Genomic DNA, 18073 nt, shown 5'->3' on the forward strand with positions numbered 1-18073 from the left:
GGCGTCCCCCTCCGACCAAGCCGCCGAGATCGCCCGTCTGCGGCGTGAACTCGACCGGACGCGCATGGAGCGCGACGTCCTAAAAAAAGCGATCGGCATCTTCGCGCAGATGCCCATGTGACGTTTGCCTTCATCGAGCAGCATGCGAGCACCTGGCCGGTGCGTGTCATGTGCCGCGTGCTCGAAGTCCCCCCGAGCGGCTATTACGGCTGGCGATTACGCCCCGAGAGTGCCCGGTCGGCGTCGAACCGTCAGCTCTTGGCCGACGTCCAGCGTATCCATGCCGGGCATCTCAGGCGCTACGGCGCGCCTCGCGTGCATGCCGCACTGCGCGCGGAGGGCCGAACAGCCAGTCGCGGACGCGTGGAGCGCCTCATGCGCCGCCAAGGCATCCGGGCCCTGGCTGGGCGTCGGTTCCGGCCCTGCACGACCGACAGCCGTCACGATCGGCCGGTCGCACCCGACCTCCTGAAGCAGCTCTTCTCGGCTGCCCTGCCCAACACGGTCTGGCTGGCGGACATCACCGACCACACCCGAGCAGGCCGAGCGGAACGCGAGCTAAACCCACGTCCGTCGAAACGGGGGAGGATCACTGGCGCCGCGAGGGCTGTGCTCGTCCGTTTGCGCCGCGCAGCACCGTCATCGGGCAGACGCCTTTGCGCCGCGCCAGCGCCCTTAAGCTCTCTTCACGTGTCTGAATCGCGCGGCGGACTGCCGCCGTGGCGGTGGCGCTTCAATTGAAAACCCGCCCCCACAGCCTATCCCTCGCGATAGGGTGCTCGACCGTATCGCCAAATCGCGGGATCAAAGACCTTCCGAACCGCACGCAGTGAGCTGTCCGCCCGTTCGAATAGGATGCAGCGTTAGCGCTCCGGTGGAAGGGGGTGGCCCCTCACGCCATTCCGTCTCACCCTACCGGAACAGTGCGTCGAACAGGTTCTGTGGCGGCGGCGGCGACGGGGGGGCCGGTGCCGGGCCTTCGTTCGATGGGAAGAACTTTCGCGAGGGCTTCTGCTTCGGCTGGACCGGCACGCCGCGCGGCGCTTCGACGTCCACCTGACCGTTGGGGTTGACCTGCTGGGCCGTCCGCGTCGCGTCCTGACCACCGCGCTGGCGCCGGGATTTTTCAGGTTTCGACGCCAGAACTGGCGTATCCTCCTGCTCCTTCGCCTCGGCGATCACGTCGGAGCCGCCCTTACAATCCACGAGCCAGACGTCGTAGATCGGGTGCTCGATGGCGTGCAGGCCGGGGCTCGCCGCGAACATCCAGCCGGTGAAGATGCGGCGGTACTTGCTGTCGAGGGTGACCTCGTCGACCTCGAGGAAGCCCGTGGTCTTCGGGCTTTCCGTCGGCGGCCGGCTGTAGCAGACGCGCGGGGTGAGCTGGAGCGCGCCGAACTGCACGGTCTCGTCCACCGCCACCTCGAACGACACGATGCGGCCGGTGATCTTGTCGAGGCCCGAGAACACCGCGGTCGGGTTCTTGATCTTGTCGGCCCCGGCCGGGAGCGCGGAGAAGGTCAGGGCCGGAATGGCGAAGAGCGCGGCGAGGAGGCCGGATCGCGAAACGCGTGCGGTGCTGCGGCTCACGGCTCGCTCCCTTGTGACGGCGCGCCACGAGGCGATGACGACGCGACCCGCGGTTAAGCGTGCAACATTGGTGGAAAAAGGGCCGTGTCCGGCCCGAAGCTCACGCGCCCGGATTCCAGGGTGCGTAATCACCGGTGGCCGGAGGGCGCTGGCCGGTGCTAAGTTGCGAGCCCTTCGGGCGGTAGGCGCCGAGCGTCCCCGTGAGGTTCTCGACATGCGGCTTCTGCCATTCGCGCGGAGTGTAGGCCTCCTCGCTCGGCGGCACGTCGGCGTTGTGGCACAGCCACGAGCGCCAGCCGGGGGGCACCTTCGAGGCGTCGGCGTAGCCGTTATAGACCACCCAGCGCCGCTCCGGCCCCACCGACCGGTCGATGAGGGGCCCAAGCGCCCGGTAATAGGTGTTGCCGCCTTCGTCCGTGCCGACGAACTGCCCTTTGCGTGCCGTGTAGAGGGCAAGCGACATGGTCTGCCCGTTCCACCAGGTGAAAATCCGCAGGAGCGTGTCCTTGAGAGCCATCGCGTTCGCCTGAAAGGGCCTTAGGGGCCGCCGGTCCGTCATTCGCGCGGGACTATGGTGAGGCGCTGCCCCCAAGTCCAGTCGGGGTACCCGCCTGCGCCCGGATTGTCACACCCCGGCGGCGTTAACCATTGCGTATGCCCGGCCCGGCTCGTCCCAACCTGTGCGCCATCAGAATCCTCGCGGCGATTCCGCGAGCGCCAAAGAGCACTTATCCGAAAGCCGCGGATATCCACAGGATTTAGGGCGTGGACACAACATTTAGTCAGGAACATAGCCGACGCACACAAGTTGTTGACGTGAGGGTCCTCGACGCGCTAGCTTTCGGATGTCGCCGAAGCGATCCGGTCCCTCGGCGGTTCATCGATTTTGTCTGGTTTGAACAGCGTGGCGCGGGCGTTCGCGGTCGCTTGTCCTCGCCAGCCCAGCATCACAACCCTGGCGCCATCGCGCGCTTGGCGGGAGACAGGTTTCATGCGGTTCGAGCGTCGCCTCACCACGGCCGGGCAATCCCCCTACGCCACGATTCCATTCCGCAAGACCCTGAGCGAGATCCGCAATCCGGACGGCTCGGTGGTGTTCCGCCTGGAGGGCATCGAGGTGCCCGAGAGCTGGAGCCAGGTCGCCAGCGACGTGCTGGCTCAAAAGTACTTCCGCAAGGCCGGCGTGCCGGCTCGCCTGAAAAAGGTCGAGGAGAACGACGTCCCGTCCTTCCTGTGGCGTTCCGTGGCCGACGAGGCGGCTTTGACCGAGGTGCCCGAGGCCGAGCGCTACGTCTCGGAAGTGTCGTCGACGCAGGTCTTCGATCGCCTCGCCGGCTGCTGGACCTATTGGGGCTGGAAGGGCGGCTACTTCACCTCCGAAGACGACGCCTCCGCGTTCCTCGACGAGCTGCGTTTCATGCTCGCCCGCCAGATGGTGGCGCCGAACTCCCCGCAATGGTTCAACACCGGCCTGCATTGGGCCTACGGCATCGATGGTCCGGCCCAGGGCCACTATTATGTCGATTACCGCACAGGTGAGCTGACGAAATCGGCCTCGTCTTACGAGCATCCGCAGCCGCACGCCTGCTTCATCCAGGGTGTGCAGGACGACCTCGTCAATGAGGGCGGGATCATGGACCTGTGGGTCCGCGAAGCCCGCTTGTTCAAGTACGGCTCCGGCACCGGCTCGAACTTTTCCATGCTGCGCGGCGAGAACGAGAAGCTCGGCGGCGGCGGCAAGTCGTCGGGCCTGATGTCGTTCCTGAAGATCGGCGACCGGGCGGCCGGCGCCATCAAGTCCGGCGGCACCACCCGCCGCGCGGCTAAGATGGTCATCGTCGACATCGACCACCCGGACATCGAGACCTACATCGACTGGAAGGTGAAGGAGGAGCAGAAGGTCGCCGCCCTGGTGACCGGCTCCAAGATCGTCTCCAAGCACCTCACCGCGGTGATGAAGGCCTGCACCCAATGCGAGGCCGAGGGCGACGCCTGCTTCGATCCCGAGCGCAACCCGGTCCTAAAGAAGGCCGTGAAGGCCGCCCGCAAGGACATGGTGCCGGATTCCTACACCAAGCGGGTGATCCAGTTCGCCCGCCAAGGCTTCACCAAGATCGAGTTCCCCGTCTACGACACCGATTGGGACTCGGAGGCCTACCTCACGGTGGCCGGCCAGAACTCGAACAACTCCGTCTCCCTCACCGACGACTTTTTGCGCGCGGTTGAAGCGGATGCCCCTTGGGAGTTGAAGGCCCGCACGACGGGAAAGACCACGAAAACCCTGCCGGCGCGTGAGCTGTGGGACAAGATCGGCGAAGCCGCCTGGGCCTCCGCCGACCCGGGCCTGCACTTCAACACCACCATGAACGACTGGCACACCTGCCCGGCGGGCGGGCGCATCCGCGCCTCGAACCCGTGCTCGGAGTACATGTTCCTCGACGACACTGCCTGCAACCTGGCCTCGGCCAACCTGCTGACGATGTACGACCGCGCCACGAACCACTTCGACGTTGCCTCTTTCGAGCATCTCAACCGCCTCTGGACGGTGGTCCTCGAGATCTCCGTGATGATGGCGCAGTTCCCCTCGAAGGAAATCGCCGAGCTCTCGTTCCGCTACCGGACGCTGGGTCTGGGCTACGCCAATATCGGCGGCCTGCTGATGAGCATGGGCCTGCCCTACGACTCGGATAAGGGCCGGGCGCTCGCCGGGTCGCTCACCGCGATCATGACGGGTGTATCCTACGCGACCTCGGCCGAGATGGCCGGCGAACTCGGGGCCTTCCCGGCCTACGAGGAGAACGCCGACGCCATGCTCAAGGTGATCCGCAACCATCGCCGCGCCGCCTACGGCGAGGCCGAGGGCTACGAGTTCCTGTCGATCGCCCCGGTGCCCCTGGATCTCGCCAACATCCCCCAAGCCGATCTTGCGGAGCGTGCCCGCCACGCCTGGGACCGCGCCCTCAAGCTCGGCGAGGAGCATGGGTATCGGAACGCGCAGGCGACCGTGATCGCGCCCACCGGCACCATCGGCCTCGTCATGGATTGCGACACGACGGGCATCGAGCCCGACTTCGCCCTCGTGAAGTTCAAGAAGCTCGCCGGCGGCGGCTACTTCAAGATCATCAACCGCGCCGTGCCGGACGCCTTGCGGACCCTAGGCTACCGCGAATCCGAGATTGCCGAGATCGAGGCCTACGCCGTCGGCCACGGCTCCATGGGCCAGGCCCCGGCCATCAACCCGGGCAGCTTGCGCGCCAAGGGCTTCACCGACGAGAAGCTCTCGGCCATAGAGGCGGGGCTGAAGCAGGCCTTCGACATCAAGTTCGTGTTCAACCGTTGGACGCTGGGCGACGCTTTCCTCACGGACGTGCTCGAGGTCCCGGCTGATAAGCTCTCCGACCCGACCTTCGAGATCCTGCCGTTCCTCGGCTATTCGAAGAAGGACATCGAGGCGGCCAACACCCATATCTGCGGTGCCATGACCCTGGAGGGCGCCCCGTTCCTCAAGGTCGAGCACTACGCGGTGTTCGATTGTGCCAACCCGTGCGGCCGCATCGGCAAGCGCTACCTCTCCGTGGAGAGCCACATCCGCATGATGGCGGCGGCGCAGCCCTTCATCTCGGGCGCTATCTCCAAGACCATCAACATGCCGAACGACGCCACCGTCGAGGATTGCAAGAACGCGTACAAGCTGTCCTGGACCCTAGCCCTGAAGGCCAACGCCCTCTACCGCGACGGTTCCAAGCTGTCCCAGCCCCTGAACTCGGCGCTCATCGCCGACGAGGAGGAGGATGCCGAGGAGGTGATCGAAGCGCTCGTCGCCCAGCCGGCTACGGCGAAGGCCGCGCAGCTCGCGGAGAAGATCGTCGAGCGGGTCATCGAGCGCGTCGAGCGCATCCGGTCGCGCGAAAAGCTGCCCGACCGTCGCAAGGGCTACACCCAGAAGGCGGTGGTCGGCGGCCACAAGGTCTATCTGCGCACTGGCGAGTATCATGACGGCCGCATCGGCGAGATCTTCATCGACATGCACAAGGAGGGCGCCGCCTTCCGCTCGTTGATGAACAATTTCGCCATCGCGATCTCCATCGGCCTCCAGTACGGCGTGCCCATGGAAGAATACGTCGACGCCTTCACCTTCACCCGATTCGAGCCGGCGGGCTTCGTGCAGGGCAACGACGCCATCAAGAACGCCACTTCGATCCTCGACTACGTCTTCCGCGAGCTCGCCATCTCGTATCTCGGCCGCATGGATCTCGCCCATGTCGACCCGTCCGAGATCGGCAACACGGTCATGGGCAAGGGCGAGGGCGAGGGTGCGCGCGGCGACAAGCCCGACGCCGTCGCGGCCAACGTGGTCTCCCGTGGCCTCCTGCGTGGATCGGCCGATCGGCTCACCCTGATCCAGGGCGGTCCGGCCGGCGGCGCGGTCGGGGTGGGAGCGTCCTCGGCCGGCGTCACAACTCCGGCAGGCGGCGTGGTCCATGCAATGCGCGGTGCCACGGCGTTGAAGTCCGAACCGATCCTGGCCGGCATCGCAGAGACATTGGTCGAGGCACTACCCTTCGCCAAACCCGAGCGTACGGTCTCCGACCGCCGCGCGGAGGCGAAAATGAAGGGTTATGTCGGCGAGGCCTGCCCCGAATGCGCGAACTTCACCCTCGTGCGAAACGGAACCTGCCTCAAATGCGACACGTGCGGCTCGACCACGGGTTGCTCGTGACGTCATGACGGACATGACTGGTGCGGAAGGAGTCGATGTTCGTCCGCGTTACCAGGAACGGTGTCAGCGACGGTGAGCGATATGTGTCCGCGGCAACCATGACAAGGGAGGCCGTCCGGGTCGGACGGCCTGAATGGGAAACGTGTGAGTCCAAACACCGCCGAGACCAATATCGGAACAGTGCCCTCTCGGGTTGGATCGTTTGGGTTAGGCGGTGTGGTTCGGGTGTGAATCAGGGGATCGGCGTCTGAGGGAGGCGTGCGATGCCTTCAGCCCTCAGCTCTCACGTGAGGGCAGGTTCGGCTGCGGTCGCAGCCCGGTCGCGTACGCCCACGGCCTCCGCCAGCAGTTCGGCCACGAGGTCGGCCTGGGAGACGATGCCGACGAGCCGATCGTCCGGACCGACGACAGGCAGGTGTGATAGGCCGTCATCGGACATCCACGGCACGAGGTCGGCGATAGGCGTGTCGGCGCGGACGGACCGGACGGGGCTGGTCATGATGTCCTCGACGCTGCCGTGCGGGGCGCGGCCACGGGCCAGGGTGAGGGCGAGGCGCCGCGCGACCCCGAGGCGCGGTCCGGGCCGCTCCCACACGGTCTTGTCGAGGAGGTCCGTCTGCGTGACGATCCCGAGGATGCGAGCGCCTTCGTCGGTCACCGGCAGCGCTTTGACGCGGTGGTGGCGCAGGAGGCCGAGAGCTTCGTGCAGGGGCGCTTGCGGCGCCACGGCGATGACGTTGCGGGACATGATGGCCGCGCAGGTGATCGGGCCGGCGGCACGCCTCCGATACCCTTCGAGCTGAACTCGCCCCAGGATCGCCGCGAGGTCGTCGCGTGCCACATCCAGGACGCCATCATACGCGGCCAGGACCGCGTCCAGGTCTGCGTGGGTGACGCTCCGGGTGGACGGCGCTGGATCGGCGGTGCCGTGCCCGGGGGCGGCCCGGTGCGGATAGGCCCGTCCGGTGAGGTTGTTGAACACGATCGCGACGGCGAGGATCGCGACCGAATTGGCGCCCACGGGCCATAGGACGAAACCGTAGCCGAGGTCGTGGATGGCCGGGCCGCCGAGTACCGCCGTGAGGGCGACGGCGCCGCTCGGCGGGTGAAGGCAGCGCAGGGTCGTCATCAGGGCGATGGCAGTGCCGATCGCCACCGACGCCGCCGCGAGGGGATCCGGGATCGCGGCCGCGGCCGTGACGCCGACGAGGGCCGCGACGCCGTTGCCGCCGAGGATTGACCAGGGTTGGGCGAGCGGGCTCGCCGGGACGGCGAAGAGCAGAACCGCCGAAGCGCCCATGGGGGCGATGAGCACCGGCAGCACCGCGTCGGCTCCGAGGGCGAGGCGGGCGATCAGCCCCGTGACCAGGATGCCGACGAGGGCACCTGCCGCCGCACGCAGGCGCTCGCGCCGGCTCGGCGGCGGAGTGTCCGGCAGGAGCTGACGCAGGAACAGTCGCATCGTCGGAGCGGGCCTCGGCGTTCTATTTAGGCGGAAGGCTGCCGACCGATTCGTAGCGGGAGAGCGTGGCGCGGCAATCGGGGCCGAGCGTGACCGGTGTGATCACGACGCGCACGGCGCGCCCCGGGGCGCGCCGATTGGTTGTCAGGCGAAGGCCGATCCTAGACGGCGCGAGCCTGATGCAGGTGCTCGATCTGCTGCTGGGTGTAGCCGAGGTCGAGCAGCACTTCGTCGGTGTGCTCGCCGAGCAGCGGCGAGGCCTTGATGTCGACGCTCATGTCCGAGAACTTGATCGGGCTGCCGACGGTCAGGTACGAGCCGAGCTTCGGGTGCTGCACCTCGACGACGGTGCCGCTGGCGCGGAGCGACGGATCGACGGACAGTTCTTTCATCGACAGGACCGGCGAGCACGGGATATCGAACTTGCGCAGGATGTCGACGGCCTCGAACTTGGTCTTGTCGGCGAGCCAGGCCTCGATGACCGCGAACACGTCGAAGATCTTGTCCTGGCGGGCGCGGGCGGTGTTGTAGGCCGGATCATCGATCCACTCCTCCTTGCCGATGGCCTTGCAGATCGGCGCCCAGGCATGACCCTGGATGGTGAAGTAGATGTAGGCGTTGGGGTCGGTCTCCCAGCCCTTGCACTTGAGCACCCAGCCGGGCTGGCCGCCGCCGCCGGCGTTGCCGCCGCGCGGCACCACGTCGGTGAATTCGCCGTGGGGATATTGCGGGTATTCCTCGAGGTAGCCCAGGGCATCGAGGCGCTGCTGGTCGCGCAGCTTCACCCGGCAGAGGTTGAGCACCGAATCCTGCATCGACACGGCGACCTTCTGGCCGGTGCCGGTCTTGTTCTTGTGGTGGAGCGCCGTGAGGATGCCGATGGCGAGATGCATGCCGGTGTTGGAATCGCCGAGCGCGGCGGCGCTGACGGTGGGCGGCCCATCCCAGAAGCCCGTGGTGGAGGCAGCACCCCCGGCGCACTGCGCCACGTTCTCGTAGACCTTGAGGTCCTCGTAATGGTGACCGTCCGAGAAGCCCTTCACCGAGGCGAGGATCATGCCCGGGTTCAGTTCCTGAATGCGCGCCCAGGAAAAGCCCATGCGATCGAGGGCACCGGGGCCGAAATTCTCGACCATCACGTCCGACTGCCGGATCAGCGTCTCCAGGACTTCCTTGCCCTCGGGCGTCTTGGTGTCGAGGGTGAGCGAACGCTTGTTCGAATTCAGCATGGTGAAGTAGAGGGCGTCGGCATCCTCGACGTGGCGCAACTGCGTGCGGGTCACGTCGCCGGAGCCCGGTCGCTCGACCTTGATCACGTCGGCGCCGAACCAAGCGAGCAATTGCGTGCAGGCGGGTCCGGCCTGGACGTGGGTGAAGTCGATGATCTTGATACCCTCGAGCGGCTTGCTCATGGTGGCGTTCTCCCTGATCGGTCGGTGACGGACACGCTGGTCTGTTGAAAGGCCCGCTTTGCTGCGGGTCTGGTGTTGGCCTTGGCGGCTTGTGGCCCGGTCAGGCCGTCTCCACCGCGCCCTGGGGCAGGACACGGGATTCCAGTTCGGCGACGCGGCGGCGCAGGTCGCGCTCCTCGGTCCAGCGCCGCGTCTCGTCGCGGATGATGGCGGCGATGCCCGTCACCGCGCCGTCGGGGCGGTGCAACAGCCCCACCGTGAAGGCGATGGAGAGCGCATGGCCGTCCTTGTGGATCGCCGGAACCCGCAGAACGTCGGCGCCGTACTTGGTGATGCCGGTCCGCATGGTCTCGAAGTAGCCGTCCCAATGGCGCCGGCGCTGGCGCTCCGGGGTGATGAGATCGAGGGACTGGCCCATCGCCTCCGCGGCCGTGTGGCCGAAGATACGCGTGGCGGCGGCGTTCCAGACCACGATGGCGCCCGACGGATCGGACACCACCACGGCATCGCCGATGGCTTCCACCAGACCGAGGACGTCGAACGCCTGTGCGGGGGCTCCACCGGGATCAACCATCGTTCAGCGCGTGCTCAGGGTGTCTTCGCTGCGCAGCACCACAGACGTTCGCAAGTGCAGCAAGGACGGAACGAAGTGGCGTCGAGGGATCGTCACGCGCATGATCGGTTCCTCCGGGCTTTGATTCGACATCGACGGGAACGAGAGCCGCAACGACAGTCTCCTGGGCGTGACGAGGACTTGCTTTTTCTGTCCGCCCGTTGTTGGTATTTGGTATGCCAAGCATTTCGGACTGTCAACCGACCAGCCTGCCCGCCTCGGAGGAGCTGTCCTGCTCTCCGCCACTCGCGGGCGCCAAAGCGCCGCTCGGTCCGGCAGCGTCAGCGGGTTCGGCCGCCGTCGACGCGGCGGCCGGCCGTGGTCCAGGCATTCGGATCACCCAGGACGCGGCCTATCGCTTCACCGTGGATTTCGGCGGCCTCGCCGCGGTCCTGTCCGTCGACGAGGCGCCCCCCGCCGGTGAGGGGTTCGGTCCTTGCCCGGAACAGCTCCTCGTGGCGGCGGTCTCGAACTGCCTGTGCGCCTCCATGGTGTTCGCCCTCGGCAAGTTCCGCCAGGAGGCGGGCGGCGTGACGGCGGATGCCCATTGCCGGATCGTGCGAAACGCCGAAGGGCGCCTGCGGATCGGCGGAATCGAGGTCGCCATCGCGCTGGGCGCATCGGCCGAGGCTATGCCGCGCCTCGACCGGGTGCTGGAGCAGTTCGAGCGCTTCTGCACCGTGTCGCAGAGCGTCGAGGCCGGAATTCCCGTGGCGGTGACCGTCGCGGACGGCACCGGGCGGCGCCTGCGCTGACACCGAATCGAGATCACAGCGAAGGGAACATCAGCGATGCCCGAGACCGACCGCTCACGCGCCGAGGCACCCGAAGACCTCGCCCGCCTCTTCCATGCCCGCGCCAATGCGGGTGATGTCGAGGGTCTGGTCGCCCTCTACGAACCCGAGGCCGTCGTGGCGGCCGGCGCCGTCGTGGCCACGGGCCATGCCGAGATCCGGACGTTCTACGCCGACCTGCTTGCGCGCAAATCGAACTTTCCGGCCGTCGAGGCCCTGCCGGCTCTGCGCAACGGCGACCTCGCCATGACCTTCGCGCGCCTGCCCAATGGGCAGATCTCCGTGGAGACGGCGCGCTTGCAGGCCGATGGCGGCTGGCTCTGGGTGATCGACCAGCTCAAGATCAAACCTCTCACCCCGGCGGACGCCGCGTGACCCGGACCCTCGCCGGTCCGACGGAACCCGACGCCGTCGTCCTCGCGCCGGAGCTCACAGGGCGACTCGGCTTCGCCCATCGCCTGCCGACGGCGACACCCCTGCCGCCCGGCCGGCACGCCCTCGGCCTGTTCGACAATCGTGACGCTGTTCTAGTGGTGCCCGAGGGGTTGGCGCCCGGCCGACCCGTGCCGTTGGTGGTGCTGTTCCACGGCGGCGGCGGCAGCGCGGAGCGGATCCTGCCGATGCTTGAGGCCCATGCTGCAGCGGAGGGGTTCCTGCTGCTGGCGCCCCAATCGCTGTTCCCGACCTGGGATCTCGTGATCGGCGGCCATGGCCCGGATCGGGAGCGCCTGTCCGTGGCCCTGGCGGCGGTGGCGGCGCGGTTTCCCCTCGATCCGGCGCGGCTCGTCTTCGCGGGGCATTCTGACGGCGGCAGCTACGCCCTGTCCCTCGGCCTCGCCAACGGCGACGTGGTCACCCACGTCGTCGCATCCTCGGCCGGGTTCCTATCCGTACACCTGCAGGTCGGTGCGCCCCGGATCTTCGTCTCCCACGGCACCCGCGACGAACAGATCCCCATCGACCGCAGCGCCCGCGTCCACGTCGCACGCCTGCGTGCCGCCGGCTACGCCGTGACGGCGGTCGAGTATGACGGCCCGCACGCCCACCAGCCGGAGATCGTCGCCCAGGCGGTGGCTTTCCTTCGCGCAACGGTGGAAACTTGAGCTGCTAGGCTCGTCAGGACCGCAACCGTGAAACGGCCTCCTCCGCCCGTAGGTCGGCGAGGTCGGCTGGTGCGACGGCATCGAGCGGCTCGGGGAAGGGAGCCGGGTCGGGACGGCAGAACGCCAACGTCGAACATACGACTTCTAGCTCGACTGTTATATCATTTCAAATAGGAGATTCATTTCAGTAGCGGTGTCAGGCGCTGCTGAGACCCGACGCATATGATCGGCGGCGTCATGGGAGGTTTGGCGATGTCGGATGACGAGGCACTGTATGCGCCAGCGGTCCCACGCAACCGGGAGCCCATCGGCGCGGCTTTGGCTAGCGTTCTGCCGCGCTTCGGCACCGTGCTGGAAGTGGCGAGCGGCACGGGTGAGCATGCCCTCCACTGGGCGGCGACGTTTCCCCATCTGATCTGGCAGCCGAGCGATCCGGACCCGGTAGCACGGCGCAGCATCGTCGCCCACACCCGCGCGGCGGCATGCGCCAATCTCCGTCCCCCGCTGGACCTCGACGTGTCCATGCCGCATTGGCCGATATCCCGCGCCGATGCCATCGTGTGCATCAACATGATTCACATCGCACCCTGGGCCGCGACGCCAGGGTTGATGGCCGGCGCCGTCCGCTTGCTGCCGCCGGGCGGGGTACTGGTCCTGTACGGTCCATTCCGAGAGCACGGAGTACGGCTCGCGAACAGCAACGCCGCCTTCGACGCAGACCTGCGCGCCCGCGATCCGGCCTGGGGGCTGCGCGACCTCTCGGCCGTGACCCGTGCTGCCGAAGCCCACGGCCTCGCCCTCTCCCAGCATGTCGCCATGCCGGCCAACAACCTGTTCGTGGTGTTTCGCAAGGTTGATCCGGCGCGATGAAGCGCCTGGATGCGTGCCGGATCGCACCCTCGCCCTCGAAGGAGAATGAACGTTCATTGACGTGAGAATGAACGTTCATTATACAGATGGGACAAGCAGGAGTTGGTGATGGTCCTTCCCCATCGTGGCCGCTGGCCGGAATTCGACGCCTTGGAGACCGAGGCCCCGTCCGCCGGGCGCCCCGTGGCGCTCCTCCGCGCGGTCTTCACCCCGGCGAACCTCGTGGTGATGGGCACCCTGGCCTTTGGCTGGCTCGCCCTCATCGGCTGGACGGGCGCCGGGCCGGACAGCTGGCAGGCCCGTGTCTGCGCCGACCTCGACCTTCAGCCCCGCGCCTGCGCCATGGTTCAGTCCTCCGGGACGGCCTCGTGAGCGCGGCCCTCGGCACCGTCATCGACGCGAGGAGCGGTCAGGCGGCGCGGCGCGAGCACATCCTCGACGCGGCGGAAGCCTGCTTCGTGCGCAATGGCTTCCACCGCACCACCATGCAGGATTTGGCCCGCGAGGCGGCCATGAGCCCGGGCAACTTCTACCGCTACTTCGAATCCAAGGAGGCGTTGATCCTCGGGTGGGCCGAGCGCGAGCGCGAGCGCGGCGTCGTCCTGGTCGAGAACCTGGAGCGGGCGGGCGACCGGCGCGCGGCCTTCCTGGGCGTCATCACGCAGTATTTCGAGCGAGTCACGCGCGAAGCTGCGGTGCTGCGCCTCGACATCTGGTCGGAAGCGACGCGCAACCCGGCCATCGCCGCCATGACGAAGAGCGCCGACGCCGAGGCCCGCGACTGGTTCATCGAAACCCTTGCGGCGCTGGCCACCGACCCGGCCTGCGATCCGCACGCGGTCTACGCAATCCTCGATCCCCTGATGAAGGGGCTCGTCGTCAGCCGGGCCCTGATCCCGGGCTTCGATACGGCCGTTGCGGCGGCGCATCTCCGGGCCACCATCGAGGCCGGTCTTGCCGGCCGCCTCCCTGCCCCATCCCCCTCGGAGCCGACCTGATGATCCCGTTGCGCGCACGGACCCTCGGCGCCGTCCTCCTGTCGTTGTCCGCTGCCGGCCCGGCATCCGCCGACGTGGCCCCCGTGAAGGCCCCGCCCCTCCCCGCCGTCAGTGTGGTCGAGGCCCAGCGTCGCGAGATCGTCGAGACCGTGACGGTCACCGGAACTCTGGTCCCGCGCGACGAAATCCTGGTGACGCCGGAGATCGACGGCACCCGCATCACCGAAGTGCTCGCGGAGGAAGGCATGCGGGTCGAGCGCGGCCAGGTCCTGGCACGCCTGTCCCGCGACCTCATCGACCGGCAACTCGCCCAGCAGAAGGCGCTCATCGACAAGGCGGCGGCCTCCGTGCCCCAGGCCCAGAGCACCATCGAGCAGGCCGAGGCCGCCGAGACGGAGGCCCGCCTGTCCCACGACCGCGCCCGCCAATTGCTCCAGACGGGCAATGGCACCGCCGTGATCCTGGAAGGCCGCACCTCCGTGCTGCGCCAGGCGGAGGGCAAGCTCGCGTTCGCCCGCAACGGCCTCATCATCGCCAAGGCCGAACTCGCCCAGGCGCAGGCCGTGCGCGACGAGCTCGAGCTGCGCCTTGCCCGAACGGAAATCCGTGCCCCGGAGGCCGGCATCGTCAGCCGTCGTACGGCCCGCGTCGGCATGGCAGCCTCGGGGACGGCCGAGCCCCTGTTCCGCCTCATCGCCCGCGGCGAGATCGAGCTCGAGGGCGAGGTCATCGAGACCAGGCTGCCGCAGATCCTGGAGGGCAAGCCCGCTTGGATCGTACTCGGCGACGGCGAGCGGGTGGAGGGCAGCGTGCGCGCCATCTATCCGGAGGTCGACAAGGCGAGCCGGCTCGGCAAGGTTCGGGTGCGCCTCGACGCCGACTCGCGCCTGCGCATCGGCACCTTCGCGCGCGGCGGCGTCGAACTCGCCCGCACCCGCGACGTCACCGTGCCCCAGGCCTCCATCCTTTACGGCGCCGATCGGCGCAGTACCGTGCTGGTCGTGACTGGCGACCGGGTCGAGTCCCGCCTGGTCCGCACGGGCCTGTCCGACGACGACAGCATCGAGGTCCGCCAGGGCCTCGCAGAAGGCGAGCAGGTGGTCGCCCGCGCCGGCTCCTTCCTGCGAGACGGCGACCGCGTGCGCCCCATCGCGGTCGCCGGCCCGGCCGCCTTCGTGGCGGCGACGCCTTCGCCGCTGGCCACCGCTGAGGCCGGCGTTCCGTAGGGTCGCAATACCTCGATCCGGCCTGCGAACACGAACCTGCCTGAACGCATGCCGTATTCTCTCGCAGAAGCACCCTGACCGATGCGCCTGAACATCTCGGCTTACGCGATCCGCAAGCCCATCGGCCCCCTTGTCCTGTTCCTCGTGCTCATCGTCCTCGGCCTCTTCAGCTTCCGAGGCCTCGCCGTCACGCGCATGCCCAACGTCGACGTACCCATCGTCTCCGTGGCGATCACGCAGGCCGGCGCGGCGCCCTCCGAGCTGCAGACTCAGGTGACGAAGTGGGTCGAGGATTCCATCGCGGGCGTGCGCGGGGTCAAGCACATCACCTCGTCGATCACCGAGGGCTCGTCCGTCACCACCGTCGAGTTCCGCCTCGAGGTGAACACCGACCGGGCCGTCAACGACGTCAAGGACGCGATCTCCAAGATCCGCATCAACCTGCCGCGCACCATCGACGAGCCGGTGATCAGTCGCGTCGAGATCGCCGGTCTGCCGATCCTGGTCTACGGCGTCACCGCCCCCGCCATGCTGCCGGCCGACCTGTCCTGGCTGGTGGAGGACAAGATCGCCCGCACCCTCCAGGGGGTGAAGGGGGTCGGCGGCGTCGAGCGCGTCGGTGGCGTCGCCCGCGAGATGCGCGTGGTGCTCCAGCCCGACCGGCTCTTGGCGTTGGGCATCACGGCGGCGGACGTGAATCGGCAGCTGCGCATCACCTCCGCCGACATGGCGGGCGGGCGCGGCGAGGTCGGCGGACGTGAACAATCGATCCGGACGCTTGCCGCCTCCCGCACCCTGCGAGACCTCAAGGCCACCTCCATCGTCCTGCCCGGCGGCCGCAAGGTGCGCCTCGACGACCTCGCCACCGTGGAGGATTCCATTGAGGAGCCGCGCACCTTCGCGCGCTTCAACGGCAATCCCGTGGTGGCGTTCACGGTCTCGCGCGGTTCGGGCGCCAGCGACGCCGAGGTGGCGGCGGCGGTGGAGAAGAAGATCGCCGAATTCGCCACCACCTACCCCGACCTCGTGTTCGAGCAGATCGATTCCTCGGTCTCGGCCACCATCGGCTCCTACGATTCGGCCATGCACACCCTCATCGAGGGCGCGGTGCTCGCCGTCATCGTGGTGTTCCTGTTCCTGCGCGACTGGCGCGCGACGCTCATCGCGGCCGTCGCCCTGCCGCTCTCGGTGTTCCCGACCTTCTGGGCCATGGACGCCATGGGGTTCACCCTCAACGGCATCTCCCTGCTGGCCATTACCCTGGTCACCGGCATCCTCGTCGACGATGCCATCGTGGAGATCGAGAACATCGTCCGGCACATGCGGCTCGGCAAATCGCCCTACCGCGCCGCCATCGACGGCGCCGACGAGATCGGCCTCGCGGTCATCGCCATCACGGCGACCCTCATCGCGGTGTTCGCGCCGGTCTCGTTCATGGGCGGCATCGCCGGACGCTACTTCATCCAGTTCGGCCTCACCATCGCGGTGTCGGTGTTCATGTCGCTTTTGGTGGCACGCCTGATCACGCCGATGTTGGCTGCCTATTTTTTGCGCGATCATGGCCATGCGGAGGAAGCGGAGGGCCCGGTGATGCGGGCCTACGGCCGCCTCGTCGGCTGGTCCGTGCGCCACCGCTTCATCACCCTGATCGTCGGTCTGGCCCTGTTCGCCGGCTCCCTCGCCTCCACGGGCCTGCTGCCCTCCGGGTTCGTGCCGAAGCAGGACATGGCCCGCACCCTGCTCATGGTCGAACTCGCCCCCGGCGCGCGCCTCGCCGACACCATCGCGGCCTCCGACCGGGTGGCGGCGCGCATCCGCGCCCTGCCGGAGGTGGTCTCGGTCTTCGTCGACGGCGGGCGGCAGGTCGGCGGTAAGAAGGAGACGCGCCTCGCGACCTTCATCGTCAACCTGACGCCGAAGAACCAGCGCACGAAAAAGCAGGGCGCCGTGGAGGCCGAGATCTCGGCCCTCATCGCCGAGGAGCCGGACATCCGCTCGTGGGTGCTTCGCGATTCGGGCCAGCGCGATCTCGCCCTCGTGGTCGGCGGCCCCGACACGGCGGTGGTCTCGGAGGTCGCCGCCCGGCTTCAGCGCGACATGGCGGCGATCCCCCACCTCGTCTCGGTGATGTCGACGGCGCCCCTCAACCGCACGGAGGTCCGCATCCGCCCGAAGGAGGGCTCGGCCGCCGATCTCGGCGTCTCCACCGATGCCATAGCGGAGACCGTGCGGGTGGGAACCATCGGGGACATCGGCCTGAACCTCGCGAAGTTCAACGCCGCCGACCGGCAGGTGCCGATCCGGGTGCAACTGCCCGAGAGCGCGCGCGGCACCGTCGCGCGCCTGGAGACCCTCAAGGTTCCGGCCAAGAACAACGCCGCCGTGCCCCTGGCGGCCGTCGCCGACATCGAACTCGGCCAGGGGCCGGGCGCCATCGACCGCTACGACCGCGTGGTCCGCGTCGCCGTGGAGGCCAACATGGAGGGGTCGGATGCGCTGGGCTCCCTCATCGCCCAGGCTCTCGATACCCCGACGGCGAAGAACCTCCCGCCCGGCGTGACCATCCGCCAGACGGGCGACGCCGAGATCATGGGCGAGGTGTTCTCGGGGTTTCTCATGGCCATGGGCGCCGGAATCATGATGGTCTACGCCGTCCTCGTGCTGCTGTTCGGCTCGTTCCTGCAGCCCCTCACCATCCTGTTCTCCCTGCCGCTCTCCATCGGGGGCGCCATCCTGGGCCTGCTCCTGCTCAACATGCCCATCTCCATGCCGGTGGTCATCGGCATCCTGATGCTCATGGGTCTGGTGACGAAGAACGCCATCATGCTCGTGGACTTCGCCGTCGAGGAGATGGCCCGGGGCGTCGACCGGGTCACCGCCATCGTCGATGCCGGCCGCAAGCGCGCCCGCCCGATCATCATGACGACCCTCGCCATGGCGGCCGGCATGGTGCCCTCCGCCATGGCCCTCGGCGTCGGCGGCGAGTTCCGCGCGCCCATGGCGGTAGCGGTGATCTCGGGGCTGATCGTCTCGACCCTGCTGTCCCTGGTGTTCGTGCCGGCGGTGTTCCTGCTAATGGACAGCCTCGGCAACGTCCTCGGCCGCCTCCTTGGCCGTATCGTCGGGGCCCGCGACGAGGCCCCGGACAGCTCCGTCTCCTACGGGGTGTGAGGAGACGGACGACGCGTCTCGAACGAACAACGCGCCTTCCCGGGGTTCCTCGCCCCGCTCGCCTTCGGCATGAACCCTCGCACGAGTGGCGCGGGTTCCTCCCGCTGTCAGGAG

General features: G+C 68.1%; 14 protein-coding genes and 2 pseudogenes. 10 read left to right on the forward strand and 6 right to left on the reverse strand.

Features of this window, described 5'->3' with window-relative positions; all coding sequences use genetic code 11:
• Window positions 1-525 (forward strand): annotated as a pseudogene (locus ASF22_RS22820) (IS3 family transposase); the annotation flags it as partial.
• Between the two features lie 103 nt (window positions 526-628).
• On the opposite strand, the pseudogene ASF22_RS24740 reads toward ASF22_RS22820, so the two are convergent.
• The 3 genes and pseudogenes from ASF22_RS24740 to ASF22_RS05465 all read right to left on the reverse strand — a co-directional run.
• Window positions 629-757 (reverse strand): annotated as a pseudogene (locus tag ASF22_RS24740) (IS481 family transposase); the annotation flags it as partial.
• Window positions 758-912: 155 nt separating this feature from the next.
• Window positions 913-1533, reverse strand: coding sequence for a DUF2155 domain-containing protein (locus tag ASF22_RS05460; RefSeq protein ID WP_056174960.1), 621 nt, complete (start codon window positions 1531-1533; stop codon window positions 913-915).
• A gap of 157 nt (window positions 1534-1690) precedes the next feature.
• Entirely contained in the window at window positions 1691-2107 is a 417-nt protein-coding gene (locus ASF22_RS05465) for an NADH:ubiquinone oxidoreductase subunit NDUFA12 (RefSeq protein ID WP_056262254.1), read from the reverse strand.
• 474 nt (window positions 2108-2581) lie between these two features.
• Here ASF22_RS05465 and ASF22_RS05470 point away from each other — a divergent pair, with 474 nt between their 5' ends.
• Window positions 2582-6310 (forward strand): vitamin B12-dependent ribonucleotide reductase, encoded by a 3729-nt coding sequence (locus tag ASF22_RS05470; RefSeq protein WP_056262257.1) that lies wholly within the window; start codon window positions 2582-2584, stop codon window positions 6308-6310.
• Window positions 6311-6593: 283 nt separating this feature from the next.
• On the opposite strand, the gene ASF22_RS05475 is transcribed toward ASF22_RS05470, so the two are convergent.
• The 3 genes from ASF22_RS05475 to ASF22_RS05485 all read right to left on the reverse strand — a co-directional run bounded on the left by ASF22_RS05475 (window position 6594) and on the right by ASF22_RS05485 (window position 9758).
• Entirely contained in the window at window positions 6594-7772 is a 1179-nt protein-coding gene (locus ASF22_RS05475) for an HPP family protein (RefSeq protein WP_056262259.1), read from the reverse strand.
• A gap of 161 nt (window positions 7773-7933) precedes the next feature.
• Entirely contained in the window at window positions 7934-9184 is a 1251-nt protein-coding gene (frc, locus tag ASF22_RS05480) for a formyl-CoA transferase (RefSeq protein WP_056174328.1), read from the reverse strand.
• Window positions 9185-9284: 100 nt separating this feature from the next.
• Window positions 9285-9758: a PAS domain S-box protein gene (locus ASF22_RS05485; RefSeq protein WP_056174326.1), complete on the reverse strand. Its 474-nt coding sequence runs from the start codon at window positions 9756-9758 to the stop codon at window positions 9285-9287.
• 368 nt (window positions 9759-10126) lie between these two features.
• Between ASF22_RS05485 and ASF22_RS05490 the strand changes: the two genes are divergently transcribed.
• The 8 genes from ASF22_RS05490 (at window position 10127) to ASF22_RS05525 (ending at window position 17959) form a co-directional block, all read left to right on the forward strand.
• Window positions 10127-10552, forward strand: a complete 426-nt coding sequence (locus ASF22_RS05490; RefSeq protein WP_056174957.1) for an OsmC family protein — start codon at window positions 10127-10129, stop codon at window positions 10550-10552.
• Between the two features lie 36 nt (window positions 10553-10588).
• Complete coding sequence (locus ASF22_RS05495; protein ID WP_056262262.1) at window positions 10589-10966, forward strand: nuclear transport factor 2 family protein; 378 nt, start codon at window positions 10589-10591, stop codon at window positions 10964-10966.
• Entirely contained in the window at window positions 10963-11694 is a 732-nt protein-coding gene (locus ASF22_RS05500) for an esterase (protein ID WP_056262265.1), read from the forward strand. The genes ASF22_RS05495 and ASF22_RS05500 overlap by 4 nt, the downstream gene beginning before the upstream one ends.
• A 222-nt stretch (window positions 11695-11916) precedes the next feature.
• Window positions 11917-12564 (forward strand): DUF938 domain-containing protein, encoded by a 648-nt coding sequence (locus tag ASF22_RS05505; RefSeq protein WP_056262269.1) that lies wholly within the window; start codon window positions 11917-11919, stop codon window positions 12562-12564.
• A 108-nt stretch (window positions 12565-12672) separates the two neighbouring features.
• Window positions 12673-12936, forward strand: a complete 264-nt coding sequence (locus tag ASF22_RS05510; protein ID WP_156467601.1) for a hypothetical protein — start codon at window positions 12673-12675, stop codon at window positions 12934-12936.
• Window positions 12933-13562 carry a TetR/AcrR family transcriptional regulator gene (locus tag ASF22_RS05515; RefSeq protein ID WP_056262271.1) on the forward strand — a complete coding sequence of 210 codons (630 nt, stop codon included), beginning with the start codon at window positions 12933-12935 and terminating at the stop codon, window positions 13560-13562. The genes ASF22_RS05510 and ASF22_RS05515 overlap by 4 nt, the downstream gene beginning before the upstream one ends.
• On the forward strand, window positions 13562-14788 hold the full coding sequence (locus ASF22_RS05520; protein WP_056262274.1) for an efflux RND transporter periplasmic adaptor subunit: 1227 nt from the start codon (window positions 13562-13564) through the stop codon (window positions 14786-14788). Before ASF22_RS05515 ends, ASF22_RS05520 begins: the two co-directional genes overlap by 1 nt.
• 81 nt (window positions 14789-14869) lie before the next feature.
• Window positions 14870-17959: an efflux RND transporter permease subunit gene (locus tag ASF22_RS05525; protein ID WP_056262277.1), complete on the forward strand. Its 3090-nt coding sequence runs from the start codon at window positions 14870-14872 to the stop codon at window positions 17957-17959.
• Window positions 17960-18073 lie beyond the last annotated feature (114 nt).

The sequence above is a fragment of the Methylobacterium sp. Leaf87 genome, from assembly GCF_001422775.1.
Taxonomy (GTDB): domain Bacteria; phylum Pseudomonadota; class Alphaproteobacteria; order Rhizobiales; family Beijerinckiaceae; genus Methylobacterium.

Bases quoted from the DNA above. Each gene is read 5' to 3' on its own strand.
- ASF22_RS05465 (WP_056262254.1), bottom strand. From the start codon at position 2,107: ATGGCTCTCAAGGACACGCTCCTGCGGATTTTCACCTGGTGGAACGGG.
- ASF22_RS05470 (WP_056262257.1), top strand. From the start codon at position 2,582: ATGCGGTTCGAGCGTCGCCTCACCACGGCCGGGCAATCCCCCTACGCC.
- ASF22_RS05475 (WP_056262259.1), bottom strand. From the start codon at position 7,772: ATGCGACTGTTCCTGCGTCAGCTCCTGCCGGACACTCCGCCGCCGAGC.
- frc (WP_056174328.1), bottom strand. From the start codon at position 9,184: ATGAGCAAGCCGCTCGAGGGTATCAAGATCATCGACTTCACCCACGTC.
- ASF22_RS05485 (WP_056174326.1), bottom strand. From the start codon at position 9,758: ATGGTTGATCCCGGTGGAGCCCCCGCACAGGCGTTCGACGTCCTCGGT.
- ASF22_RS05495 (WP_056262262.1), top strand. From the start codon at position 10,589: ATGCCCGAGACCGACCGCTCACGCGCCGAGGCACCCGAAGACCTCGCC.
- ASF22_RS05505 (WP_056262269.1), top strand. From the start codon at position 11,917: ATGATCGGCGGCGTCATGGGAGGTTTGGCGATGTCGGATGACGAGGCA.
- ASF22_RS05510 (WP_156467601.1), top strand. From the start codon at position 12,673: ATGGTCCTTCCCCATCGTGGCCGCTGGCCGGAATTCGACGCCTTGGAG.
- ASF22_RS05520 (WP_056262274.1), top strand. From the start codon at position 13,562: ATGATCCCGTTGCGCGCACGGACCCTCGGCGCCGTCCTCCTGTCGTTG.
- ASF22_RS05525 (WP_056262277.1), top strand. From the start codon at position 14,870: ATGCGCCTGAACATCTCGGCTTACGCGATCCGCAAGCCCATCGGCCCC.